The 271-nt window shown below is 42.8% G+C and carries 1 protein-coding gene; it reads right to left on the minus strand.

Annotated features, from left to right (window positions below; translation table 11 throughout):
- A partial coding sequence (locus RYX56_RS22470) for a transglycosylase domain-containing protein (protein WP_317124136.1) occupies positions 1-271 on the minus strand: 271 nt, incomplete at both ends.

Consider the following 271-nt stretch of genomic DNA (forward strand, 5'->3'; position numbering starts at 1 on the left):
CCTTAATATCAAAGCCATTATGCTCATAAAAGCGCTCATCCTCGATGGCAACAACCGCATTCGGGACATATTTTGGCAGCTTGTCAATATTTACACCCTTTGTTCGATTAGTCGCAACATTCGTTGCTACATCGCCGTCTTTATCGTAAATAACTGTCGGCTGGCTTAAACCTTCCTTTAATGATTGGACATTTGCCCGGGTTGCCAGCCAGGCAAAATAAAGAATGGTCACCAAGATGATAACCAGAACGAGTAGCAGCAAAATTTGTGT

The organism is Alkalihalophilus lindianensis (assembly GCF_032843265.1).
GTDB classification, from domain to species: Bacteria; Bacillota; Bacilli; order Bacillales; family Bacillaceae_D; genus Alkalihalophilus; species Alkalihalophilus lindianensis.